This window comes from Lewinella sp. (assembly GCF_050633125.1).
Lineage (GTDB): Bacteria > Bacteroidota > Bacteroidia > Chitinophagales > Saprospiraceae > Lewinella.
The window spans coordinates 20,169-41,676 of the sequence record NZ_JBOEFX010000018.1 but is presented as its reverse complement, the minus strand read 5'-3'; the positions used below and the strand labels follow the sequence as shown (position 1 = coordinate 41,676).

The window sequence follows — 21,508 nt, the reverse complement described above, 5'->3', positions numbered from 1 at the left end:
TTATTGCAAAGATAAAATACTGTACTTAGTTTTGTAACTATAATTAGTATAGTTTAAGCCAAAATGAAATCCAAAAGAATGATCAGATCTAAAATATTTTTCAGCCTATTAATGGTAGGCTTGCTGACCGCTTGCGCTGAGCCCCAAGAAGCGGCCAAATCAGAAGATATTCAAATCGAAACCCCGGTAGAATCAACTAACGAAGTTGTATTAGCGGCCGATATAGAATGGGAAAAGCTAAACCCGGCACGTGGCGACCAAAGCCCCCAAGCAGGAACAATCTGGGGCGATAGAAAAGGAACCGTAGCAACGGGGTTTTTAGCAAAATTTGTCGATGGATTTTCATCACCACCGCACATTCATAATGTCACTTACAGAGCATTGGTCATCAAAGGGATGATCCATAATGATGACCCCGCGGCCGAAAAAATGTGGATGCCAGCAGGCTCATTCTGGACACAACCAGCAGGGGAGTCGCATATTACTGCAGCAAAAGGAGAGGAGAACATTGCTTATGTAGAAATAAGCAGCGGCCCTTACCTCGTAAAACCAATAGAAGAAGCTTCTGACAATGGCGAGCGGCCGATTAATATAGATAAATCGAATATCGTGTGGTTAGATGCTTCGGCTGTTTCATGGAACAAAAGTGATGCTAAAATTGCTTTTCTTTGGGAGGAGGAAAGCGAAAATTTGAGCGGAAAACTACTTCAACTCCCCGCCGGCTTTAAAGGCGAAATTCACACCAAAAGCGGAGCGTTTCGAGCCGTTGTTATCCAAGGAGAACCCGCCTATAAAATAAGCAAAGAGGCAGCGGCACAAAGTCTAGCGCCAGGAAGTTCATTTAGCTCAGAAGGGGCGTCCATTCATAGAATCTCTTCAAGTACAGAAGAAAGCACTATTTACATTCGTACGGATGGCGAATTTGATATTGTTGGTGAGAAATAATTAAACCGCATCAAAAAGAACGTTTATGAAAATCGCAGTAACCTCAGCAAGCGGCCAATTGGGCTCCGCAATTGTAAAGCAGCTGATCAAAGAAATAGGGAAAGACGAGGTTGTTGGCATCGCACGGACCCCTGAAAAAGCAAAGCATCTCGGTGTAGAAATCCGGCAAGGAGATTACAACAATCGAGAACATTTTAATAAAGCGCTACAAGGTGTTGATGCTGTTCTTTTGGTGTCGGGAATGGATGAACCTCAAAAAAGAATCCAGCAGCACAGAAATGTGATAGCAGCTGCCAAGCAAAATGGGGTAAACAAGATAGTATACACCAGTATTGTGGGAGACGAAGAGAACACGGCATTCAGCCCTGTTGTGAAGAGTAATCGACAGACAGAAAAAGATGTACAAGCATCCGGCTTACAATGGGTTATTGGAAGAAATGGGATATACATCGAGCCAGACCTTGAGTATATTGACACTTATGTAAAAGAGGGCGAGATTAGAAATTGTGCAGGCGATGGAAAATGCGCTTATACTAGCAGAAAAGAATTGGGTTATGCCTACACCCAGATGCTGTTGGGCGAAAAGCACAATGGCCAGGTTTACAATCTGGTAGGAAAGGCAATTACCCAAGCGGAATTAGCGAAGCTTATCAATGAGGTGTATCACACAGACCTGGTGTACAATCCTGTTTCGGCAGCAGCTTACAAAAAGGAAAGAATAGACGAATTAGGAGACTTTATAGGTACTGTAATCGCTGGCATCTACGAAGGGATTCAGCATGGAGTGAACGATATAAGTTCAGATTTTGAAAAGGTTGTAGGTAGACCACACAAAACACCAATAGAGATGATCCAAGAGGTGAAAAACAGCAGATAGTGCTGCCGCCGAAAGGCTAGGGCTCTTGACTATTCTCCGTTAATAGAGCAGCCAGCAACGATAACTCTCCAGCTTGCGCGGGAGTTGAGCCCTTTGTAAACCCTTACTTTATCCAAAAGCTTAAACAAAGCTGTTAGATTCTCATTAAGTAAACGACGCCAGGGCGAGCAATGCCTAAACCTACAAATTTAGCTCCCGCATACTCTCCGCCTTATTGCGCTCCAGAAAATCATCGATGGTTTCAAAATGCTCGATGACGCGTTTGTCTTTAAACTCGAATACTTTATGCGCGAGTCCTTTTAAGAAATCACGGTCGTGAGAAACGAGGATCAAAGTGCCTTCGTAATCAAGTAGCGCTTCTTTCAAAACGTCTTTGGAACGAAGATCCAGGTGGTTAGTCGGCTCATCCAGAATGAGGAGATTAACGGGCTCCAGTAGCAGTTTGACCATGGCCAATCTGGTTTTTTCTCCGCCGGAGAGCACTGATACTTTCTTGTCAATATCATCGCCATGAAACATGAATCCGCCAAGGATGCCCTTCAATTTGGTGCGGATGTCGCCCTTGGCTACCTCGTCGACGGTTTCGAATACAGTCGCTTTTTCATCCAACAGCGAAGCCTGATTTTGGGCAAAATAGCCGATCTCGATATTGTGACCAATCTTACAAGTCCCTTCCACATCGATCTCTTCCATGATGGCTTTGATCATCGTTGATTTTCCTTCGCCGTTCCGTCCTACGAACGCTACTTTCTCTCCGCGCGAAATCGTCAAGTTGGCATCCTTAAATACCGCATGATCGCCATAAGACTTGGAAAGGTCTTTGACGATCAAAGGGTAGTCACCTGACCTTGGAGCTGGCGGAAACCTCAATTTCAACGAAGACGTATCAACGTCATCTACTTCGATGATTTCCAACTTCTCCAACATTTTTTCTACAGAAGATACCTGGTTTGTTTTAGAGTAAGTTCCTTTGAATCTTTCCACAAAACGTTCTTGCTCTGCGATCCATTTCTGCTGCTCTTTGAAAGCTTTGAGCTGACTCTCCCGCCGATCTTCTCGCAAGACTAAATAGTGGGAATAGTTGGCTTTGTAATCGTAGATTTTCCCAAGTGTTAGCTCAATCGTGCGGTTGGTAATGTTGTCAATGAAAGCCTTGTCGTGAGAAATGACGACCACGGCATTGGCTTTGTTTACTAGGAAATCTTCCAACCAAACAACCGATTCGATATCAATGTGATTGGTAGGCTCATCCAGTAAAATTACATCGGGCTTTTGCAAAAGGATTTTGGCCAATTCGATGCGCATCCGCCAACCGCCAGAAAACTCACTGGTGGGCCGATTGAGGTCTTCTCTTTTGAAACCCAAGCCCAGCAAAGCCTTTTCTACTTCAGCGGCATGATTGACTTCCTCCAGGTTGTAAAAAAGCTCTCCGACATCGGTGGCTTTCGCAATAAGCTCCATGTAACTATCGGATTCATAATCCGTACGTTCCCCCATCTCCTGGTTCAGCTGCTCTAATTGCTCCTTGAGGGAAAAGTACTCCTCGTAGGCCTTGGCGGCTTCTTCTGCAACGGTGCAATCATCTTCTGTCAGCAGGTGCTGTGGCAAATAAGCGATGGTCGTCCGTTCTGCCTTGTTGATGTTTCCCTTATTAGCCTTTTGGACCCCTGCGATGATCTTCATCAAGGTAGATTTTCCAGCACCATTTTTGCCCATCAAGGCGATCTTGTCATTTTCATTGATGACAAAAGAAATATTATCAAAAAGCGCCCGATCAGAAAAGGCTACCGTGAGGCCGTCTATTGAAACCATAGGAGGGGTTGTAAATTTTGTGCAAAAGTAGGAATTGTTGACAAAAGGAGGAATAAAATGTGATGTGCTACCGATTAAGAATGATTTTGAACCATATAGGGAAACATAAGAGAACGGGATTAAGGGATGGCGTCCTGCAATAGGTTATATTTACTTTTATTCAAAAGTGTATTCGTAAACAAGAAAAAATCATCTTCATGAAGATCTCCAACCTAATGATTACGGGAACAGGAAGTTATGTTCCAAATTGCATTGTCACCAATCAGGATTTTGCCACCAATAAGTTTTTTGACGAAAGAGGGAAAGCTTTTGAAGCATCGCATTCCGAGATCGCAGAAAAATTCAAAGCAATCACCGGGATTGAAGAACGCCGCTATGTGGAAGACAACCTGGTGGCTTCAGATATCGGGGCCTTGGCCGCACGGCTGGCTATCGAGGATGCGGGCGTAGACCCGGAAACCTTGGACCAGATTATCGTCGCACACAACTTCGGAGACGTAAAAGCAAATACCATCCAAACGGATGTATTACCTAGTCTTGCTTCGCGGGTCAAACATGCTTTAGGGGTGAAAAATCCCGCTTGTGTGGCCTCCGATGTGTTGTTTGGGTGCCCTGGCTGGATACAAGGCGTCATTCAGGCCGCAGCTTTTATGAGAGCTGGAATGGCCAAAAAATGCCTGGTAGTAGCTACAGAAACCCTCTCTCGTGTAGTGGATAAACATGATCGCGACTCCATGATCTTCGCGGATGGTGCCGGCGCTTGCGTGGTTGAACTCGTAGATGGAGACAAACAAGAAGGCATCATTGGAATGGAAATGGGAACCTGGGCCGTAGACGAAGTCAATTACCTATTTATGGGAGCAGGTAATACGGAGAATGCAGACCCTGCTGTGAGGTATATCAAAATGCACGGCCGCAAAATTTACGAATTTGCCCTCACCAAGGTACCTCAGGCCATGAAATCCTGCCTCGATAAAGCAGGGGTAGACATTCATGACGTTAGCAAAATCCTGATCCATCAGGCCAATGAGAAGATGGACCGCGAAATAATAAAGCGCCTCTTCCGCCTCTACCGCGAGCGAGAAATTCCGGAAGGAATCATGCCCATGAGTATCCACAAGTTGGGCAACAGCTCCGTTTCCACAGTCCCCACGCTGCTCGATCAAATCCGCCGTGGTACCAGTGAGGAAAAACATGAATTAAACAAAGGTGACCTTATCCTGCTCGCTTCCGTAGGGGCTGGTATGAATATAAATGCTATTGCTTACAGGTATTAGGCAAGCAGGTAGTTTTGTTGTTTTAGGGGCCATGCCATCGTTCCTCGGCACCGGGCTGTCGGTCGCTATCGCTCCGGCCCATCCCATTGTCCTGCTCCTCCGTCCGCCGAGCTTCAGGCTCCGCCTTACGCGCGGGTTTTTGCGCCAATCGTACCAGTGCGATCATACGATCGGGACACATTTCAATTATATAGGCTTGTCGTAGTCTCCAGACTACGATACCTTATCTTTCTGGTCTTCTGACCAGCGTAAAATGGGCTAATCTTGATTACTGGTCGGAAGACCAGCTTCCTATAATCCCGACCAAGAAGGTCGGGATAGTTCGGAAACTAAGATGAGCGATGACGTTATAAATTAACATTTTTGTCAATATTCCACATCATAGAGGTGTTTTTTTAGATGTGTCCCAACCGTAGAGTGCGATCATAGAATTGGGGGTGTTCTCACTTAGAGTGTATTCTCTTTTGCGCGCAGGCCAATAGGCCGAAGCCCGCCGCAGGGACGAGGAGGACAAGCGATGGGCGCCGAGCCGCAGGGCAGGGTTTTAGCCCCTGCACAAAGGAGCGGCATACAGCGTGGTGCCGAGGAACGATGGCATGGCCCCAAATTCCGGATTTTTAATAAATTTAGCGAGAGTATCTTTGACCAATTGTACGGCAAAAAAGCCAATGATTTAAACAGAAGACAGCACGAAAATAAAAAGCGATTTTGTTTTTCATAATAGTTGAATAAACGGTTCATTTAAAGTATTTTAACTATTTGAAAAACTTAAGAAACCTCGAAGAAGCCGCGAAGCGAAATTGCGTTTTATTTTCTGCGCAATACTAGATGACAAGTGAAAAACATACTTATTACAGCAGTGCTTATAGCGAATTCTTTAGCTGTTTTCGGGCAGTGTGCGGATGAGGCAAATATTTACGCGTTTACTTATGCCGGCCATGCCTACGAAGTTGTAAAGGAAAACCAAACCTGGACAGATGCCTCTTCCTGCGCAGTCAGCCGCAGTGGTTACCTAGCAGAAATCAATGACGAAGCCGAGCAGGACGCCATTTTTGCAGAATTAACCAACAACGCGGGAATTGTTACCGACAATACGCAAAATCAATTTGGTACGGCCTCCGTTTGGATTGGTGGTAGTGATGCCGGTACGGAAGGCGATTGGATTTGGGACGGAAATAACGATGGCATGGGCGCGCAATTTTGGAGTGGCGGCCCTAATGGCAGTCCGGTTGGAGGGCTTTATACAAACTGGGGGACAAGCCCGGCAGAACCCGATAACTCTGGAGGCCAAGACCACCTAACGATAATTATTAAGCCTAGCGCCGTGAATTTTGGCCTGTGGAATGACTTAGTTGCTACCAATACCATTTATTATTTAGTAGAGTATGACGAAATTGTTGCTACGGGAGAGGCCGCGTTGAATGAAAGTATTTCCGTTTACCCCAATCCATTTACGAGCTTTGTGGCCATAGCGAATAATAGCGAAATAGCCGTTGAAAGAATCAGCGTGACGAATCTTTTGGGGCAAACTATTAAAACGCTCTACCCGAATGAAATGACCAATAATGAAGTAAATCTTGCTGATTTGAAAGGCGGAATGTACCTCTTTATTCTGCACTTTGAAACTGGGGAGATTGTTAGCCGTAAGGTTATGAAACAATAGATTATACGTTGGGTTACCTTTTATTCCCCAATGCAATAAAAGCCAGTACACCCTATCTTTGCACCCCAATTAATCTCTACCCTATGTTTAGGTTTTTATACGCTATCGTTTGTATACTTGTTTTTTCACTGCTATTGCCCGCGCAGCAGTTAGCTCCCATTATTGATCTCTTTGAACCTGTTGGAGATACCCAATACACCATCGCGTCAGATGTTGATAATGACGGAGACATGGATGTCATTTGTGGTACGGATCAACGCCTTTTTTGGCTGGAACAGCTGGAAGATGGCAGCTTTTCCAAACAGCATATTATTGCTACATCGGGCATCGACTACCGCTCCCTTACGGTCGGCGATGTAGATAACGACGGCGACGAAGACTTGATTTACACCGCCAATGCCGCCGGCCTGGGTATTCACCTCAACCTGGGCGGTGGAGAGATGGGGCCAGCTACTGTATTGTATAGCCCCGGTGCCACAGTCATCGATAGCTATTTAGCTGACTTCAATGCCGATGGCGACCTTGATATAGTGGTCTCTACGACTGACGAGGTACGCTGGTTGCGCGGCAATGGCAACGGAAGCTTTGGCACCCCTCGCCTGGTATCTTCTGCGCATGCGACTACAACTTCCGTCCATGCCGAAGACCTCGACGACGATGGCGATCTGGATATTATCGTGACGGCACTCATTAGCGACCGCCTGGCTTGGCATGAAAATTTGGGCAACGAAACCTTCTCTGCTTATCGCGAAATCGAAACGATTCATGATGGCCCCCAGAGCGTTACTACCGCTGACCTGGATGGCGACAACTTGCCAGATATTATTTGCGCCAACAACCAGGAAGACGAAGAAACGGGTGCCGGCTTGGTCTGGTACCGCAACCTGGGCGCTGGCAACTTCGAGCTGGTAGATACTTTGATGAGTTTGGGCCGACATGCCTACGTGCATGCTGTTGATATGGACCTGGACGGCGATATGGACCTCGTATCCTGCCACGGCCTCGACGAGATGGATTGGATAGCCAATGACGGCACAGGCAATTTTGGTGACCCTATTGAGCTGGAACGCTTCGCAGCTTACCTCCGGTCGGTAGATACCCCCGACTTGAACAACGATGGTTTTCCTGATATTCTTTATGTCGTCAGTAGCAATAGTCCTACGAAGCAAAATGTACTCTGGCGCCCTTCTACGGGAGGTGGGCAGCACGATCCACCGGCCTTGATCACGATGGGAGCTTACAATATGAGTGCTCCGGAAGTAGCTGATATCGACCAAGATGGTCTGCTAGACGTAGTAGTGGGTTCCGATGGTTCCGATGCGCTCGTTTGGCTCAGAAATGAAGGGGCGCAGTTTTCTCAGCCTCGGCTCCTTGCACGCCGACACAATTACAGGCCATCGAGCATAGCCGTAGTTGACATCAATAACGATGGTTTTCCTGATATCCTTGGCGGCAATGTGATAGGTGATAATAGTAGCTATGCGGATTTTTGCTTTTACCTACAGGATAGTGATGGCAACTTTACAGCTACCCCTTTCTTTTCCACTTGGTTCTATAACCAACGTGAGCTACAGATGGTAGATATGGACAAAGACGGTGACTTGGATATGCTGTGGGCAAATTCCGGTACAGGTTCTAATCCCAATGCTTCTGTAGGTTGGGTACGCAACGATGATGGCGTTTTTTCCGAACAAACTATACTCCTCTCTGAGGAAACGGCGGTACTGGATATCTTGGTCGCTGATTTTGATCAGGACGACCAAATAGAGATTATCGTTTGTAAGCGAGGCGACGCCAGTTTGGTTTGGATGGAGCATACGAGTAATGGCAATTTTACGGCACTACAAGAAATTACCAGCAGTTTCCTCTCCGGCATGTATGCACAAGCGGTAGATATGAATGGCGATGGAATGCTTGATCTGGTGGCTTCTAGCGAAGGAGCTTTTGGCGGAGTTAACGAGATTGCCTGGTTTCCCAACTTAGGAAACAACCAATTCGGTACCCAGCAGGATATTTACGAAGGCCAACCCCCTCTCGAGAAGTTTGTCATTGAGGATTTTGACCTTGATGGTCGGAAAGACATTATTGCTTCCACTTATAGCGATTACCCGATGCAAATTATGCGGGGATTGGAAGACGGCACCTTCGCCGATCCTGCTCCTATTGAAGGTACGCCTAATAAAGTTCGACATTTTGAGCTGGTCGATATGGAAAACGATGGGGATTGGGACATCGTAGGAAGCAATGGCGATTCGCCATTTTCCAGTACCAACCGCCTGTTTGTTGCTTATAATCTAGCTAACGATGTGAGCATCTCCGGCACTGTGTTTTATGACGAGAATGCCGATGGCGAGCAAGACCAAGACGAACTCGGTATTGGCCGTATTCCTATTACGGTAGTGCCCGAAGCACTGGCTGTTTTCGCTAACGACGAAGGGCAATTCAATATTTATGGCCCTGCTGGCACTTATACGATTAGTCCACAGCTCGATGATTGCTGGACATTATCCACCAGCCCCGAAGCTTACGAAGTTACCTTTGATGGTGTCACCAATATCGATAGCCTCCGTTTTGGCGTAAGCCCGAATACGCAGGTGGCGGACGCGGCAGTGACGATGGCTTCTGCGCCTACACGCTGTGGTTTTACCGTACCCTTTTGGCTAAATTATCGCAATGACGGCTGCTGGGCCTTCGACGGCCAGGTATACCTGGTGTTGAGTGATTTGGCGACTTTTGTGTCTGCTTCACCCGAGCCGAGTAGCATGGTTGGCGACACCCTTTTCTGGGATTTTAGTCAGCTGTATCCGGGAGCCAGTCGTTCGGTAGAGATGATGATGACCATTGCGGGCGTAGAATTCATAGGCTCGACCCTGGCCATAGATGCTGGCGTGATTCCTTACGATGAAGCAGGCCAAGCTCTAGCAGCGGAGACCTTTGACTTTTTCTCGATTATCAACTGTGCTTACGATCCCAACGATAAGCAAGTTTACCCCAACCGTTCAGAGCAGTTGCCCTTTACTGAAAATTACACCCTGTTTGATGAAAAGCTGATGTACACCCTTCGTTTTCAGAATACGGGAACGGATACGGCTTTCAACATCGTCTTGCGCGACCAGCTTTCGGAAGACCTTGATTGGGCAACCTTTACCCCAGGCAGCAGCAGTCACCCCTACGAAGCAACGTTGCATGATGATGGTCTTTTAGAGTTCCATTTTAGAGATATTCTGCTGCCTGACAGCACGGTCAACGAGCCGGGGAGTCATGGTTTCGTACAGTTTGAGATTTCCGCTCTCCTCGGCTTACCAGAAGGCACGGTCATTGAAAATACGGCTGGCATTTACTTTGATTTTAACCCACCTATCATTACCAATACGATTGGGAATATTATGGTAGAGACGCTGCCCAACTTTACCCCCGCAGCGGCCTTCACCCACAACACAACAGCGCTGGAAGCTACCTTTACGGATGTCTCTAGCAACAACCCCGAAAGCTGGCTTTGGGACTTTGGCGATGGCAATACCAGCACCGAGCAAAACCCAGTACACACCTACTTGGCAGAAGGCAACTACACCGTTTGCCTAACGGCCGCCAACGCCTGGGGGAGTAACCAATATTGCCAAGAAATCACCATTAGCCTCACCTCCACTACTGATATAGCAGGAACTACGCCGATACAATTGTATCCTAATCCGGCTACTTCCACAGTTTGGGTAGACTGTGATAACTTGTCTTTGCCTCAGCAACTGGTGCTCTATACTACGGCGGGTAAGCCGTTGCAAAGTATCACGCTCCGGGAACGCACGGTAGCCTGGGATATCAGTGCCTTGCCTGCTGGCAGTTACCTCGTGCGTACGGAAGATGGCAAGGTATTGCCGCTGGTGGTGGTGAAGTGATGAGGAGTGGGGTTTGACAGCCCATGTCGCTTTTTTAGCTCGAATTGAGGCGTAGTTTTTCGACTAAAAAACTTTTTTGGTCGAAAAGCTTGCGCTGTATGTAGTGACAGCCTATCTTTGCATTGCATTAATACTCAAGATATACCCTAAAGTCGAAACAGTATGGTTAATGAAGAGCAAGTAAAGTCTGAAATAATTGAAACTGCACGCGGCTTGATTCAGCAATTTGGTATTCAAAAAGTAACGATGCAGGATATTGCCAAGGCCGCTAATAAAGGTAAAAGTACCTTGTATTACTACTTCAAGAACAAAGAAGAGATACTTGATGCAGTGGTTGAGGAAGAGATGAAAGAGTTCTTTAGGAGATGTAAAAATGCGGTAGATAGGGAGCATGAATTTAATGCCAAGTTGAAGGTGTACATAACGACCAAAATAGATATCCTAGAGGAGAAACAAACAAAGTATCAGTTTCTGATTGATAATGATTTGCACCACTTTGGCTTCAGTAATTATTTTAAAAGGGTACGATTTTTATTTGATGGTTCAGAGGTTTTACTCATTAAATCAATCTTACAGAGAGGGGTGGAATCAGGGAACATAAGCGGCAATAGTATGGCTGGAGATAAAGAGCAATTGACTGCTGAGATTTTCCTTACGGCAATAAGAGGATTAGAAATGGAGGTTTTCATACAGAAGAAAATCAAAAACATGGAGGAGAAAACCGATTTGATGATCAACATATTACTAAACGGTCTGAGATGACCTTTTTTTTGACCAAAATTCGACCAAAAAACTAAATTGGACGATAAATCTAAATGGTATAATGAAATTCCAATACTTCATCCCGCTTATTTTATTGCTCGGTACAGGCTGCAAGCAAGAGCATGATCCGTCAGCTGAGCCTGTAAATAGGGTAAAACAGAATGTGGAAGTAGAAAAGACCACGCTGTATGCTGGCCTCAGTTCTTTACAGTACAGTGGTTTAGTTGAAGCCAAACAAAACACCCCCCTTAGTTTCAAGTCACCAGGAACAGTGGTGGAGATACTTGTTGAAGAAGGGCAGCAGGTTAAAAAAGGGCAGTTGTTGGCTAAACTTGATGCCTCCAATTCTCAAAACTCGTATGAATTGGCCCAGCATCAACAGGCACAGGCACAAGATGCGTATGACCGTATGAAGCCCATGTATGAGAATGGGACACTGCCTGCAATAAGGTGGGTAGAGGTAGAAACAGGTCTCGCTCAAGCTAAGACGGCAGCGGAGATGGCTCAGAGAAGGATAGAAGACTCGGCTCTGTATGCGCCAAAATCTGGAGTGATTGGCAATAAAAGCATTGAGCCAGGAATGAATGTACTCCCCAGTGCAATGGTATTTGAATTGTTGGATATCAATACGGTATATGTTAACATTCCTGTACCAGAAAATGAGGTTGGGAAACTTCAGAATGGGCAATCGGCAACTATTGAGATAACTGCTCTAGGCGAAACGAGAGTAGGGTCAATTCAGCGTATCGGTGTGGCAGCAAACCCGGTTTCTCATACCTATCCCGTGAAAATAGCGGTGTCAAACGTAGGCTGGAAGTTAAAGCCAGGTATGGTTTGCAATGTACGTATTGCCAGCACTAAAAATATTGAAGGTGTAGCCATTTCTAACAAAGCACTACAGCGAAATGCTACGGGGCAACAGTTTGTATATGTGCTCCGTGATAGTACGGTAATGACGCAGCTGGTTGAAACCATTGATTTGGTGGGAAACCAGGTTATTGTAAACAACTTACCAGAAGGGGAGCTAGTCGTCACCAGCGGTCAGCACAAATTAACAACAGGCTCTGTAGTAAACATTGTAACCCCAATCAAGTAACATGAAAAAAGAGAATTCGAATATCATCGAGTTGGCTATGAAGCATAAGCAAATAGCCATTATCATCACGGGAGTACTATTTGCCTTTGGCTTGTATGCGCTAATGGCTATGCCAAGAAATGAGTTTCCTGAGTTCACGATTCGTCAGGGGTTGGTTATAGGGGTTTATCCAGGTGCAACCTCCACACAGGTGGAAGAGCAGTTGACCCAAAAGGTAGAAGAGTTTTTATATTCCTACAAGGAAGTGAAACGAGAGAAAACTTACTCTATCTCCAAAGAAGGTATGCTAATTGTTTTTGTAGAAGTAAACGACAATGTAAAAGACCCTGACGCCTTCTGGGATAAAATCAAATTTGGCCTTAATCAATTAAAATCTCAGCTACCCTCGCAGGTATTGGCATTAGTGGCCAATAATGACTTTGGGGATACGGCTGCGATGTTATTGACGATTGAATCAAAGAGTAAAAACAAGAAAGAGCTTGAAAAAAATCTAAAAACCATTGAAGCAGAACTGCGAAAAATACCAACTGTATCTAAGGTAAAGCACTATGGTTTACAAAATGAGCAGATCGTTATCAATTTTGACCAAAACAAGCTGGCTCGCTATGGCGTCAATATGACGACTGTTTTGGCAACGATGCAATTGGAAAGTGGGGTGTATTACTCAGGAGAAGTTGATAATGGGGAGTTGATCACTCCTATACATATTCCCACCAGTTTTCAATCCGAAAATGAGATTAAAAATCAAATTGTCTATTCCGATCCTTCAGGCAATTTGATTCGATTGAAGGATGTTGCAGAAGTAAAAAGAGAGTTTGAAGAGCCTGATTCTTATATTAAGAATAATGGCGCCTCTTGTTTATTGGTTTCTCTTGAGATGCAGACGGGCAACAACATTGTGCAGTTTGGAAAAGATATCGATGAAAGTTTAGAGCAAATAGCAACACAAATTCCTGCGGATATTGAGGTTCACAAAATAGCCGATATGCCCGAAGCGGTAGATCATGCTATTCAGCACTTTTTGAAAGAGTTTTTCATCGCTATTGCAGCTGTGATTGTGGTTATTATGCTTTTTCTCCCATTTCGGGTTGCTGTCGTTTCTGGTATTACCATACCAATATCCATTTTTATCTCGATAGGGCTACTCTTTCTACTAGGCGTAGAGCTGCATACTGTTTCACTAGCGGGCTTAATTGTCGTTTTAGGAATGGTGGTTGATAATGCGATCGTGGTTATTGACAACTACGTAGAAAAATTGGACGATGGTCTTGATCGATGGCAAGCTGCCATTTTGAGTGCTAAAGAACTTTTTGTTCCTGTATTTGCAGCTACCCTGTGTATCGCAGCTACCTATGTTCCAATGCCGATGTTCCTTTCTGGGCAAACTGGCGATTTTGTAGGGTCACTTCCTGTGACTATTGGTTTGGCGCTGGGTATATCGTTATTAGTGGCAATGTTACTTGTTCCTTATTTGAATTTTTTCTTTATAAAAGAAGGAATTCATAAAGGGGGGGAAGAAGAGCCGAAGTTTTCTCCCTTAAATTTATTGCAGGCTGCTTATGACAGGACCATAGAATGGGCCTTCAAAATGCCTTGGTTGACTGTTTTTTCGGGAATAGCATCGGTGGCATTGGGGGCTTATATCCTGAGTTTTGTTCCGCGGCAACTATTTCCTAAAGTCGAGCGAAACCAATTTGCCGTTGAGATTTACCTGCCCGAAGGCAGTACCTTAGGCCAAACTGCTTTTGTTGCAGACAGCCTTACCGCAATACTGTTGGGTGATAAAGAACGAGTGAAAAATGTTACTACGTTCATTGGCGAAAGTTCACCAAGGTTTCATACAACTTATGCCCCTAATTTTCCTGCTAAAAACTATGCTCAATTGGTTGTTAATACCCAGACAGAGCTTCAGGCAGTGGAACTATTGGAGGAGTATGAGCAAAAGTATCGCAATTATTTCCCCAATGCTTATGTACGAATGAAGCAGCTGGACATGATGGCCAGCAAAGCACCCATTGAAGTTCGCATAGCTGGAGATGATATTCAAGCTTTGAGACTTGCTGCTGAAGAGGTGAAAAATGTGATGGAACAAAATGAGAAGGTCATTTGGGCGCGTACAGATTATGTAGAGCCTCGGCAAGGAATAAGAGTAAATGTAAATGACGAACAAGCCAATAGAGTAGGACTAACCAGGGGGTCTATTGCGGCATCAGTAGCATCTGGCTTTTCAGGTATTCCGGTCGGTACGGTTTGGGAAGGCGATTATCCTGTCAATGTCAAGGTGATTAATGCTCCGCAACAGAGAGACGAATTTGGAGACCTCCAAAATCAGTTAGTGAGCTCTCCTTTTCTTTTAATGCCTATACCATTACGCCAAGTTGCTTCCTTAACGACTGATTGGACGGAGGGGGAAATCATCCGCAGAAATGGAATCAGAACGATTACGGTAAGGGCTGATGTACAGAGATCGGCTTTGCCGTACCGCGTTTTAGGAGAACTGAAACCTCAAATCAAAGCTATTTCGGACCAGTCAGCACTACATTTCGAATATGGAGGTGAAGAAGAAGGCGAAATTGAAAATTACATTCCTATTGGTAAAGCACTTGGTGTCGGTATCGTTTTGATATTTTTTATTCTCCTCTTTCAGTTCAAAACACTTCGGCATGCATTACTGATTATGACCACGATGCCGTTGAGCGTTTTGGGAGCGGCTTTGGGTATTCTGATTACAGGCTATGCCTTTGGGATGACGGCCTCGCTAGGGGTTATGAGTCTGATGGGCATTGTGGTTCGCAATGGTATAATACTAGTTGACTATGCGGAAGAGTTGCGGCATAAGAAAGGGATGTCAGTACAACAGGCGGCAATGGCTGCTGGAAAACGACGAATGCGCCCTATTTTCCTTACCTCTTTTGCAGCAGCCATAGGCGTTGTTCCTATGATTATGAGTGGCTCGACACTTTGGGGCCCACTGGGGGCTGTGGTATGCTTTGGGCTTTTGGTTTCTATGGCCTTGACTCTTTACATATTACCCGTCCTTTATCAACAATTTTTTCAAAAAACAGAATTAGCAAAAGCATGAGAAATAGAATAATATCATCTACTTACCTTGTTGTTGCAGCCTTACTATTGGTTTTTTATCCTGCTAAAAGTCAAGTTGAAATGAGCCTTACAACGGCTATTGCGAAGGCGATGGAAAGTAGTGTGAAAATAACGAATAGCGAACTTGAAGTTGAAGCGGCGAATGTAGTAAAGCAGAAAGCGGCAGCCTATTACTACCCGCAAGTAAATTTCGATGGTGTAGTCATGCATGCAATCGACCCTTTACTTGAAATTAGTAGCCCTGGTGGAAATCTTCCTGTTTATGATGGCAACCCGGCTAACCTCGCTTCTGCTACTCAGTTTGCCTATACGCCTCCGTCTCAAATTGGGCTGTTGCAAAAAATAGGCGTAGCTTCCTTGAGTGCTTCACAGCCTATTTACACAGGTGGAAAAATCAAGGTGGGGAATAAACTAGCAGATGTAGGAGTAGCCATACGAGAGGAGCAAAAATACATGGCCGAAAATGAGTTGAGGCTGACGACCGAACAACAATATTGGCAAATTGTTGCCCTTCAGGAAAAGCAAAAGACAATCGATGGATTTCGCAAACTCCTAGATCGATTGTCTATCCAAGTTGATGATGCTTACAAAGCAGGGTTGAGCATACGGAACGATGTCTATAAACTAGAACTCGAGCAAAGTCAATTAAAACTTAATGAAAATAAATTGCATAACGGCAAAGCACTGGCCTTGATGCAGTTTTGTAATACCATAGGCGAAGATTTCGATTCCACTCTCTTCCTTCTTGATCATTTGGACAATTTTGAACCACCTGCTGTCTACCTACAGGTAGGTATCGACTATCTTTCAAATTTACCGGAAGTACGACTTTTGGAGAAATCTGTTGAGGTGCAGGCTCTTCAGTCAGAACTTAAGAACGCAGATTATAAACCTACCGTCGCCGTCGGAGTCAATGCTTTCTTTTTAACCCAATTTGAAGAACAAACCAGTGCAGTGAATGCCTTTGGCTTTGCATCGGTGAGTGTGCCTTTAACTCCAATGTGGATGGGGAAACACGACTTAGAAGAACAATTAATAAAAGAAAAGATTAGTCGTAATACGCTGGAGGATACCAAAGCTCTGCTCGAGCTTAGAGCGGCCAAATCCTGGACTGACCTCAAGGAGGCCTACGCGGAAATACAAATCATGCAGGAGCGGATCGAACAAGCAACGGAAAATCTTCGCGTTAATCAAACCAGCTTTGATAGTGGTGTCGTAACCCTTTCTGAATTGCTGGAGGCCAAGGCCTTACAAACAGAGGCTTTGGATAAAATGATTGAGGCAAAAACAAAGTATAAAATAACCATAGCAACTTATTTGCAACATGTCGGAAAATAAGGAGCCCTGGGAAATGAGTTGTTTAGAGAAAATAGTGGCAGAGGCTTCGGATCAATTCATAGACTTTGGAATCAAATCAGTGTCAATGGATGATGTTGCCCGTGCCTTAGCCATATCCAAAAAAACACTATATCTATACGTCAAGAATAAAGAGAATTTACTTTCATTAATTGCGAATAGTCTGTCCTCTATCTTTGATGATCAACTTTCTAGTTGCTGCAATCAAATGGATAACACACCCAAAGAACGATTGAAATATCTAGGTGACTACATCCTTTTGTTTACGCAAGAGAATTATCAATTCTTAGAGCAACTTAAGAAACGCTACCCTGTGATTTGGGAAGAACTGTACCGTAGACAAAGAATGACTATTGAAAATATTTTAGATCCCTTGTATTATCAAATGACGAGTGATCACAGCTTGAAGGAGGAGATTGATAGCTCAACTTTACGTTATGTTTTTACAAACGCTTGCCAGCTAAAAGGCTATGAAGGAATGAAAAAAGAGGACTGGGTTTTTCATCGCAATCTAACAAATGCTCTTATTGATGGATTATTCCACCAATAAAAAATTTGTAGCTTGTCAAGGTATAGTCTGCCAACAAGTGTTACAAGCTGAACGATACAATGATTAGAACGCTAAACGAATCCGACATAAACGGCCTAAACCGCCTTCCTCCAATAGATTGGGACTTTGACTACGAAGCATTCCTCAAAGACTTCCTGAACGAGGACTTTCTTTACGCGTTCGTTCTCGTCGATGAAGAAAAGATCGTGGGAACAGGGAATGTTTTCCTCAAAGGCAAAGTTGGCTGGCTTGCAAACATTATGGTAGATCGGAACTACCGAGGCCAGGGATTCGGTTCTGAGATCACACAATTTCTCATTGATTTTCTGAAGGCCAAAAAGTGTGAAACGCAGTTGTTAATTGCCACCAAACTTGGAGAACCCATTTACAGAAAGCATGGTTTTAGAAAAATGACGGAATACCATTGCTTTGATTCTGTCGTAGACACTGATTATGACCTTCTAGCTCCAATTCGCGGGTTGAAAGGATCAGATTTTAAAAACGTCTGCAAGCTGGATAGAGATGCCAATGGTGAGGATAGACCGCATTTAATTGATAAATATTATGGAAACGGCCAAGGTTATTTCAATAATGACAACGAATTACTAGGCTTTTATCTCCCCGACTTTCCTAGAGGCTTAGTTTTAGCCCGCGACCCGCAAGCAGGTATTGAACTCCTAAAATTGAAGCACTCGAAAAAAGGAAAAAGAACAATGCTGCCCATGGAGAACCATGAGGGAGTCAATTGGCTAGAAAAGCAAGGATTACAGAAAGGAGAAAGTTATCCAAGAATGATTTTAGGCAAAGAGAACCACTGGAATCCAGCGTATATTTACTCCTATGGGAGTGGGTTTTGCGGATAGAAGAAAATAAAACATAAAATGACAAGATTAGAGATCATCCTATTATTACTTATCGCAATCCTATTGGGTAGTTGCGGCACTGAAAAGGCGCAAACGGATGCTGAGCGTCAGGATAATATACCCATGGAAGTCAAAACAGATACCTTGACTAAGCACTTGAAACCTTTTAATGCAGATTTACCAACCATTGGTCTTGTGATGTATAATGGCGTGCTGCAAAGTGAAGTTATCGCAACATCAGATGTTTTTGCAAAACCGACGGAAGCAGGAGAGCAGCTTTTTAATGTGGTAACAATAGCGGAGACAGAAGAGCCAATTACAACGGAGGAAGGAATAAGAATCTTGCCTGATTATACTTTTATGAGCTGCCCGAAATTGGAAGCACTTTTTATTCCTAGTGCCTACGATATGTATTCACAAGTTCACAATGAAAGAATAGTCGCATTCATAAAAGAAAGGAATAATGAAGCCAAGTATATCGTAAGTAACTGCGCAGGAGCCCAATTGGTTGGCGCGTCAGGAATTGCGGACGGAAAGAAAATCGTGACTTGGATTGGTGGTGGAGAACAGCTACAGAAGGATTATCCCAATCTAAAAGTGCAAAATGATAGCTTGGTGACTTTTGTAGAAGACGGGAAATTCAGCTCCTCGAATGGGAATTTAGCAAGTTACATCTCGGCCCTGAAGCTATTGGAGAAGATGACCAGCCCTGAGCACCGGAAATTTGTAGAATCTTATCTATATCTTGACCGATTACAAAATTGGGAAGAATAAGCGTGACACCCAATAAGCACTTCGAAATTCAATAAAGAAAGATGCCGAAAATCTGGACGATAAAATCTCAGGAAGAAATAAAGAAAACAGTGTTCGATGCACTGGAGAAGAACATCAATTATGACAAAGAAGGAGCCCTTGGCGTGCCTGCCTCTTATCTGGATGATAAGGTATTCAATCAAGATGCCTCTTTCCTGAAAGAAGCGCCATTTATGTATGCGCTGGTCAAGAATCCCAATCATATCGGTTGCCACACCTTGGGGAAGTCAGAGCCCTTTTTTGAAGGCACACATGCCATCGAAAAAGAATTGATCGAAATCTGTGCCGTCGATATCCTAAAAGGGAATTATGGGGAACAAGATGGCTACGTAGCATCTGGGGGGACAGAAGCCAACATTCAGGCCATCTGGATCTACAGAAACTATTATAAGCGTAAGTTTTCAGCAAGTCAGGAGGAGATAGCGATTGTATGCAGCGAGGATAGCCATTATTCGATGGATAAAGCTGCCAATTTATTGTCACTAGGCATTTATAAAATAGCGGTTGAGGACGATACAAGGGCGATTAGTGCTACAGCCGTAGAGGAGGCCTTACAGCAAGCAAAAAGCGAGGGTAAAAAGTATTTCATTGTCATTTGTAATATGATGACCACCATGTTTGGTTCTGTGGATAATGTTGAAGTACTGACATCGTCTTTAGAGAAACTTTCATGCGAGTTTAAGCTTCATATCGATGGTGCTTATGGAGGGTTTTATTATCCCTTCACCAATGAAGATAGCTTGTTGACGTTCCAAAATTCAGCGATAACTTCGTTTACGCTTGATGCGCATAAAATGGCCCAGTCGCCTTATGGTACCGGGATATTTCTGATTAGAAAAGGGTTTATCGAAAATGTAAATACACAAGAAGCCAGCTATGTAGAGGGAGAAGATTTTACTTTGATAGGAAGTCGATCAGGAGCCAACGCGATTGCCGTTTGGATGATTTTATCAAAAAATGGCCCGTATGGCTGGCACGAGAAAATATTTATCTTGCAAAAAAGAGCAGATTGGTTATGCAAGCAATTGGAACAACTAAAGGTTGGGTATTATCGAAACCCCATGTCGAATATTATTACCATTAGAGCTCATTTTCTGAACCATAGTATAGCTCAGAAATTTGGATTAATTCCTGACAATCACTTAAACCCCGGTTGGTTTAAGGTGGTAATAATGGATCATGTATCCATTGAAAAGTTGGCGTTGTTTATTGATGAATTAAAGGAGCTAGTGTCCAGTAAATGAAAATAATAGTAACATCAGTCGGAACCCGTGGAGACATGGAGCCTTTGCTAGCTGTCGGGGAAATCCTGAGAGAAAAAGGTCATCAGGTCTTCTGTCTTTTTCCTGAGCAATTCCGCGAGCTGGCAGAAGATTCCGGTTTCGAATTCGGATCACTGGGGTCACGGTTTATTGAGATGTTGGAAAGTGAGGTTGGCCAAATAGCGATGGGCAGCGGTGGGTCTATCTTTAAAAAGTTGGTAGCTTTTGTGAAGCTGGCCCTCCAACAAAAAGACATCAACCGGGAGATGGTTCGTAAGCAATACGAATTTGTCGAGCAAGTAGCTCCGGACTATATCGTCCACAATGGAAAAGTCATGTATCCGGTTATCTGGAGTTTAAAACATCCGGGGAAGACGACGTTGATAAGTCCAGTACCCTATCTGCACTACGTGAAAAACCATGCCCATGTATCGTTCAATAAGGATTTTGGGCCGTTTTTCAATAAGTTGACCTATAGGCTTGCTAATTATGGTTTGGTCAAGACGATCATGAATTCTTTGCAATGGCTGGACAGCACCAAGGGGATTAGCCAAAAGCAGATACAGCATTCTTTGTTTACAAACAATGCCATCTACACCATTTCACCAACGCTTTTTGAAAGGCCCGATTATTGGCCATCCAATATCAAGGTGTTGGGCTACCACGAAAGAGATAAAACCGTGAATTGGCAACCCGACGAAGCTTTGAATGGTTTTCTGGCGAGGTATCCGAAAATACTGCTCGTTACTTTTGGGAGTATGCTCAATCCAGCGCCCGCGGAAAAAACGCAATTGATACTGGAAATCCTTGAGCGGAACGGTATTCCTGCGATTATAAATACAGCCGCTGGGGGCTTGGTGAAACCAGATAATTATTCTTCCGAACACATCCACTTTGTTTCTCGAATTCCTTACGATTGGGTATTGCCCAAAATTTATGGTGTCGTTCATCATGGCGGTTCAGGTACAACGCATATGGCCCTGAAGCATGGCTGTGCAAGCTTAATCATACCTCATATCATCGACCAGTTTGTGTGGAATAAAATCATCGCTCAGAAAGGCGCTGGCCCCAAAGGGATCGCCATTGGGAAAATAAGGACCAAAAATTTGGAGCCAAAAATATTGGAGCTGGTAAATAATCCGGATTTCAAAAAGAAAGCAGAGGAGATAGGAGCTCAAATGAACCAAGAAGATTTCAGAGAAGAAGTATGCCAGGCCATTGTTAGTTGAAATTAGGT

General features: G+C 44.3%; 16 protein-coding genes. 14 read left to right on the top strand and 2 right to left on the bottom strand.

Annotation, left to right across the window (positions count from 1 at the left end):
* The first annotated feature begins 78 nt into the window (after positions 1-78).
* A complete protein-coding gene (locus ACRBG0_RS04095) occupies positions 79-945 on the top strand; it encodes a DUF4437 domain-containing protein (RefSeq protein WP_431485638.1) in 867 nt (288 codons plus the stop codon).
* A gap of 25 nt (positions 946-970) precedes the next feature.
* Positions 971-1,822: an SDR family oxidoreductase gene (locus ACRBG0_RS04090; RefSeq protein WP_431485637.1), complete on the top strand. Its 852-nt coding sequence runs from the start codon at positions 971-973 to the stop codon at positions 1,820-1,822.
* Between the two features lie 180 nt (positions 1,823-2,002).
* On the opposite strand, the gene ACRBG0_RS04085 is transcribed toward ACRBG0_RS04090, so the two are convergent.
* Complete coding sequence (locus ACRBG0_RS04085; protein WP_431485636.1) at positions 2,003-3,634, bottom strand: ABC-F family ATP-binding cassette domain-containing protein; 1,632 nt, start codon at positions 3,632-3,634, stop codon at positions 2,003-2,005.
* Between the two features lie 197 nt (positions 3,635-3,831).
* On the opposite strand from ACRBG0_RS04085, the gene ACRBG0_RS04080 reads away from it, so the two are divergent.
* Positions 3,832-4,911, top strand: a complete 1,080-nt coding sequence (locus ACRBG0_RS04080; protein WP_431485635.1) for a 3-oxoacyl-ACP synthase III family protein — start codon at positions 3,832-3,834, stop codon at positions 4,909-4,911.
* 22 nt (positions 4,912-4,933) lie between these two features.
* On the opposite strand, the gene ACRBG0_RS04075 is transcribed toward ACRBG0_RS04080, so the two are convergent.
* Entirely contained in the window at positions 4,934-5,092 is a 159-nt protein-coding gene (locus ACRBG0_RS04075) for a hypothetical protein (protein ID WP_431485634.1), read from the bottom strand.
* Between the two features lie 654 nt (positions 5,093-5,746).
* Here ACRBG0_RS04075 and ACRBG0_RS04070 point away from each other — a divergent pair.
* The 11 genes from ACRBG0_RS04070 (at position 5,747) to ACRBG0_RS04020 (ending at position 21,500) form a co-directional block, all read left to right on the top strand.
* Entirely contained in the window at positions 5,747-6,574 is an 828-nt protein-coding gene (locus tag ACRBG0_RS04070; RefSeq protein ID WP_431485633.1) for a T9SS type A sorting domain-containing protein, read from the top strand.
* A gap of 83 nt (positions 6,575-6,657) precedes the next feature.
* Positions 6,658-10,467, top strand: coding sequence for an FG-GAP-like repeat-containing protein (locus ACRBG0_RS04065; protein WP_431485632.1), 3,810 nt, complete (start codon positions 6,658-6,660; stop codon positions 10,465-10,467).
* 162 nt (positions 10,468-10,629) lie between these two features.
* Positions 10,630-11,229, top strand: a complete 600-nt coding sequence (locus ACRBG0_RS04060) for a TetR/AcrR family transcriptional regulator (RefSeq protein ID WP_431485631.1) — start codon at positions 10,630-10,632, stop codon at positions 11,227-11,229.
* Between the two features lie 61 nt (positions 11,230-11,290).
* Positions 11,291-12,325, top strand: coding sequence for an efflux RND transporter periplasmic adaptor subunit (locus ACRBG0_RS04055; RefSeq protein WP_431485630.1), 1,035 nt, complete (start codon positions 11,291-11,293; stop codon positions 12,323-12,325).
* A 1-nt stretch (position 12,326) separates the two neighbouring features.
* Positions 12,327-15,407, top strand: a complete 3,081-nt coding sequence (locus ACRBG0_RS04050; protein ID WP_431485629.1) for an efflux RND transporter permease subunit — start codon at positions 12,327-12,329, stop codon at positions 15,405-15,407.
* Positions 15,404-16,765 carry a TolC family protein gene (locus tag ACRBG0_RS04045; RefSeq protein WP_431485628.1) on the top strand — a complete coding sequence of 454 codons (1,362 nt, stop codon included), beginning with the start codon at positions 15,404-15,406 and terminating at the stop codon, positions 16,763-16,765. The genes ACRBG0_RS04050 and ACRBG0_RS04045 overlap by 4 nt, the downstream gene beginning before the upstream one ends.
* Positions 16,752-17,333: a TetR/AcrR family transcriptional regulator gene (locus ACRBG0_RS04040; protein WP_431485627.1), complete on the top strand. Its 582-nt coding sequence runs from the start codon at positions 16,752-16,754 to the stop codon at positions 17,331-17,333. The genes ACRBG0_RS04045 and ACRBG0_RS04040 overlap by 14 nt, the downstream gene beginning before the upstream one ends.
* A 59-nt stretch (positions 17,334-17,392) precedes the next feature.
* Complete coding sequence (locus ACRBG0_RS04035; RefSeq protein WP_431485626.1) at positions 17,393-18,196, top strand: GNAT family N-acetyltransferase; 804 nt, start codon at positions 17,393-17,395, stop codon at positions 18,194-18,196.
* 18 nt (positions 18,197-18,214) lie between these two features.
* Positions 18,215-18,970 carry a DJ-1/PfpI family protein gene (locus ACRBG0_RS04030; RefSeq protein ID WP_431485625.1) on the top strand — a complete coding sequence of 252 codons (756 nt, stop codon included), beginning with the start codon at positions 18,215-18,217 and terminating at the stop codon, positions 18,968-18,970.
* Positions 18,971-19,011: 41 nt separating this feature from the next.
* On the top strand, positions 19,012-20,253 hold the full coding sequence (locus ACRBG0_RS04025) for a pyridoxal phosphate-dependent decarboxylase family protein (RefSeq protein WP_431485624.1): 1,242 nt from the start codon (positions 19,012-19,014) through the stop codon (positions 20,251-20,253).
* A complete protein-coding gene (locus ACRBG0_RS04020) occupies positions 20,250-21,500 on the top strand; it encodes a glycosyltransferase (protein ID WP_431485623.1) in 1,251 nt (416 codons plus the stop codon). The genes ACRBG0_RS04025 and ACRBG0_RS04020 overlap by 4 nt, the downstream gene beginning before the upstream one ends.
* The last annotated feature ends 8 nt before the right edge of the window (positions 21,501-21,508 follow it).